This window comes from Neisseria sp. P0009.S007 (assembly GCF_051962515.1).
In genome coordinates this window covers 1-4,425 of the sequence record NZ_JBQCVF010000043.1, presented here as the reverse complement: position 1 = coordinate 4,425, position 4,425 = coordinate 1, and the positions used below count along the sequence as shown (strand labels likewise).

Sequence of the window (4,425 nt, the reverse complement as noted above, 5' to 3'; positions counted from 1 at the left end):
ACCGCGCGCAAACTGGCGGAGCACGGCGTACGCGTTACGGTTTTGGAGGCAGGCAAAGCGGCGCAGGCAGGCAGCGGCAACCGCCAAGGCTTGCTCTACGCCAAAATATCGCCACACGATACCGAACAAACCGAGCTGTTGCTGACAGGCTACGGCTACACGCGCCGATTGTTGGAAGACTTGCTGCCCGACTCCGACGTATGGGGCGGCGACGGCGTATTGCATTTGAATTTTGACGACAGCGAACGCAAACGCAATCAGGCCTTGGGTTTGCAACACCAGCATAAACACCTCTACCGCAGCGTATCTGCCGAAGAGGCTGCGCACATTGCAGGCATAGACGTATTTTCAGACGGCCTTTATTGGCCGCAAGGCGTATGGCTGAATCCGCCCGCCGTCGTGCATACCTTATTGAATCATCCGCTGATTGAGTTGCACGAACACTCGCCGCTGACCGCCGTATCGCATGACGGCACACAATGGACGGCACACACACCGGACGCACATTTCAACGCCAGCCATATCGTTTACTGCATGGGCGCGCACAGCCCGAATGCCACCGACACCAACGTCTCCGCCCTGCCTTTCCGCCAAATCCGCGGACAAACCGGCGTTGTGTCCGCCAGCCTGTTTTCACAAAAACTGCGTTGCGCCATTTCCGGCGAAAGCTACATCAGCCCGAACTGGCAAGGCCGCCACTGCTACGGCGCGACATTTATCCTCAACAGCAACGATGAAACTTGGTATCCAAACGAAGAAACCGAAAACCGCTCCGCCCTGCAACAGCTCAATCCGCCATTGGCACAATCCCTGTTTGAGCAAAATTCGTGTTCAGACGGCCTTCAAGACACACAAGGCCATGCCGCCCTGCGTTGCGACAGCCTCGACCACTTGCCCGTTGTCGGCGCACTCGGCGACATCGTTGCCATGCAGTCCGCCTACGCCAAACTGGCATTGGACAAAAACTATCGCCTCGACAATATCCCCTGCCCTTACCTGCCCAATGCCTACATCAATACGGCACATGGCACGCGAGGCCTGGCGACAGCCCCCATCTGCGCCGCCGCCATTGCGGCCGAAATACTCGGTTTGCCGCATCCGCTATCGCAAAGGCTGAGAACCGCGCTGCACCCCAACCGCGCCATCATCCGCGCGATTGTTCGGCAGCAGCCGTTGTTATCCGTTTAAAGATTTCGTTTTAAATAAAAAAGGCCGTCTGAAAGTCATCAAAACTTTCAGACGGCCTTTAGCTATCCGTTAACTGATTAGAATTTCCATTCCAACGATACGGCGTAGTTGCGGCCAGGGGCGCGGTAGCGGTCTAAGCCTTTGCCGTCTTTATCCACAGAGTTCGTGGTGCTGTAGCTGTACAGGCCGCGCAGGGAATCCCAAGTGGTGTATTTGCGGTTGAACACATTATACACGCCTGCACGCAGGGTCAGGTTTTTCACCGGTTTGTAGAAGCCGTACATATCAAACACATAAGCCGACTTGTTCAGCCATGGATAATCTACTACTTTTTCTTGCAAAGGCGTACCCCAGCCGTTGTCTTCATAAACGGTATATTGTGCGTCTTTGGCTTTTTTCGCACCCAAATAAGTCAGACGGGAGAACACGCCCCATTTCTCGCTCGGGCTCTCGTAATCGACACCGGCAATCACTTTCAGAGGCTGAGTGGACAGCAGGCTGTTGTCGCCCGACAGTTTGCTTTTCGCGTAGCCCAGCGAGCCGAACAGCTTCCAGCCTTCAGGTACGAAAGAGACTACTTTGTCCAGATTCAGACGGCCTGTCAGCTCAAGACCCCGGATTCGGGCCTTGTCAATGTTTTGCATCTGCCAATCCAGTTTTTCGGAATAAGGATTGCTACAAATACCATAGTAGTAATTCATCTGAGTACAGCCGACATCGCCACTGGTGGTCAGCTTCTGCTCTTCAGACAGGAAGTTGCGGTAATTGCTTTGATACAGGTTGGCATCCAAAGTACCTTTTTCGCTGCGGCCTTGCAGAGAAAGGGTATGGGTGGTGCTGCGCTCGGCTTTCAGGTTCGGATTAGGCAACCAGTTACCTGAGCGGTGTTTGTAAGTGAAATACACTTCAGACGCATTCGGCACGCGGAAACCGGAAGTTACATCGTAACCCAAACGCCATGTCTGACTCAGCTGTGCAGCCAAGCCGACAAAACCGCTCCAGCCTTTATAAGTGTTGGCTGCAGGTGGTGTTTTGTCGCAGGCATTACAGTTGGCATTCAATTCCTGAGGCGTCATCTTAGTGTGGTCGTAACGGATGCCCGCACGGCTTGAAAACACATTGTTCCATTGGATTTGGTCGGACAGCGAGAAACCGTAGTTGGTGGTTTTCACCGGATGCTGGATGGTGCTGGCTGTTCGGACGATGCGGCCGCTGAAGAAATAATCGTCGCGGTTTAAATTTTCAAAATCACGGCGGCTGGCAAAGGCCTTGAACGACAGGCGGTGCTGCCCGCCCAGTTGCAGCGGCTGGCTGTCCATACGCAATGTAATGCGTTTGAAGGTTGTATCCATGCTGCGGTTGTAGATTTCGTCCAAATCCTTCTGATTGTAGTTGCGCGTCCAGGTAGAATAATCCATCGGGAACGAGCCTTTGTTGTTAACCGCCGCTACTTTGGTTTTCTGATAATCGAAGTCCGCTTTCAACAACGACAACCAATTCGAATCGGGCGTCCACTCGTAAAACAGGTTGGCATTGCGCCGTCTGTTTACGTCATCGGCTTCGCGCCAAGAAGAAGCGGTCAAGTTATAAGACTCTTCGATCGTGTAATTGTGGCCCTGCTGACCGTTGAGAGATGCTCCGATACGGTGGTTGTCGTTGATTTGATAAGCAATCTTACCCAAGAAGCTGTGGTATTTGTGTTGGGACGGATCAGGAATACCGCGAGCAGAACCACGGATATTCGCTCCGCTGCCGGCACCCTCTACCGGATAACCACGCTCGCCCGCGCTTTCAGTCTCATGGCCGCGACGTTGCGAATACAGCAAAGCGGCATCCACGCGGTCGTTGTTCAAACCGAACCCAAGTGTATTTGTCCATTCGCGGTTGCGGCTGCTGTAACCGTTTTTCATCATCACGCCGAACTGACGCTCAGGCAACAGCAAATCATGACCTTGCAGGGTTTGGTAATTCACGCCGCCACCCAATGCACCGCTACCGGTATTGAAAGAGTCTGCACCCTTCACGATTTCGATGTTGCGCACGAGTTCGGGGTCGATAGACAGACGCGAGCTGTTGAAGTTGCCATAACGGGCATACAGCGAGTTTTCTTCAGAATCAGGCAGGTTTACGCCGTCAATGCTGATGCCGACACGGTTGCCTTCCACGCCGCGTACGGCAAAGCCTTTTTGATGGCGGCCACTGTCGCTCAAGCCAACGTCGGTGGAATAACGTACCAAGTCTTTGTTGTCACGTACCATTTCTTGTTGGATACGGCCAAGGTTGACGCGTTCCACGGCTGCAGGCGCATTGCGCTGGCCTTTAACGCGGACTTCTTTTATTTCTGCTTTAACGGGTGTGGTTTCGGTTGCAGCTTCATCCGCTGCCAAGACTGAATTGCCGAAAATACTGCCGACCAGCGCAGCAATAGGGAGCATTTGTAATGGTTTCATATTATCAACTCAAGATGTAATGGATTGTTCATCCATCAGTTAATACATAATAAATTTTCTGATAATCATTAATGATTAATAAGACAGCAACCCGTTCAGACAAAACTTTGTAGTGTAATTAAAGGCCCCTGCAAACATCCACGCCGAGACCTTGTCTGTTTGATTTAATTATTTTTTAGAGTCTGTGCGGCGTCATACCTTCAGGCGCTTCCGCACCTTCCGGCAAACCGAAGGTTTCGCGCAAAATCACTTTATAGAATTCAAAAGCTTCGCGCGCGCCTTGAATGGCTTCCGCTTCAGCTTCCGGAGTCAAGTTCAAAGCGTTCAGATGCTCGACAAATGCGCGCCAGTGTTTGCCTCGGCCGTTTGGATGCGGGGCCAAGTGGCGTGCGCCGAATTCGCCGGTGTATTCGAGTTTTTGAGCGTGTTTGAACAAGAATGCCGCGCCCAAATTAGAACCTTCGGCGCAATACAGCCAGCCGATGGCTTTATTACCGGTTTCGTGTGGCAATTCTTTGTCAAATTTGTAAGGCTCTTCGCCCAAGTCTTTCAAGTCTTGAGTCACGGCATCGTAACGTGCCATGTATTCAAGCTCTGGAATGGCTTTGTTCAATTCGGCATCTTTATAGATGTGATCGACAGCCTTGTGGAAAACAGATTGAAGTTTCAAGAATTTGATGTAGTTTTCTTTGCTGGCAAAAGGCTGAACGGACATAACCAAGTTATCAACGCTGTCGTGCGTTGTCGTGGTTTGCTCTTTCAAGCGTTTGGCGAAAGTCAGCTCTTG

General features: G+C 52.0%; 3 protein-coding genes. 1 reads left to right on the top strand and 2 read right to left on the bottom strand.

Going from position 1 to position 4,425, the window contains the following annotated elements:
- On the top strand, nucleotides 1–1,188 hold a 1,188-nt coding region (gene mnmC / locus ACTHS3_RS05815), incomplete at its 5' end, for an FAD-dependent 5-carboxymethylaminomethyl-2-thiouridine(34) oxidoreductase MnmC (protein ID WP_440367369.1).
- Nucleotides 1,189–1,265: 77 nt separating this feature from the next.
- Here the strand turns inward: mnmC and ACTHS3_RS05810 are convergent.
- Together ACTHS3_RS05810 and ACTHS3_RS05805 are read right to left on the bottom strand one after the other, a co-directional pair.
- On the bottom strand, nucleotides 1,266–3,638 hold the full coding sequence (locus ACTHS3_RS05810) for a TonB-dependent hemoglobin/transferrin/lactoferrin family receptor (protein ID WP_070624814.1): 2,373 nt from the start codon (nucleotides 3,636–3,638) through the stop codon (nucleotides 1,266–1,268).
- Nucleotides 3,639–3,813: 175 nt separating this feature from the next.
- A partial coding sequence (locus tag ACTHS3_RS05805; protein WP_440367367.1) for a biliverdin-producing heme oxygenase occupies nucleotides 3,814–4,425 on the bottom strand: 612 nt, incomplete at its 5' end.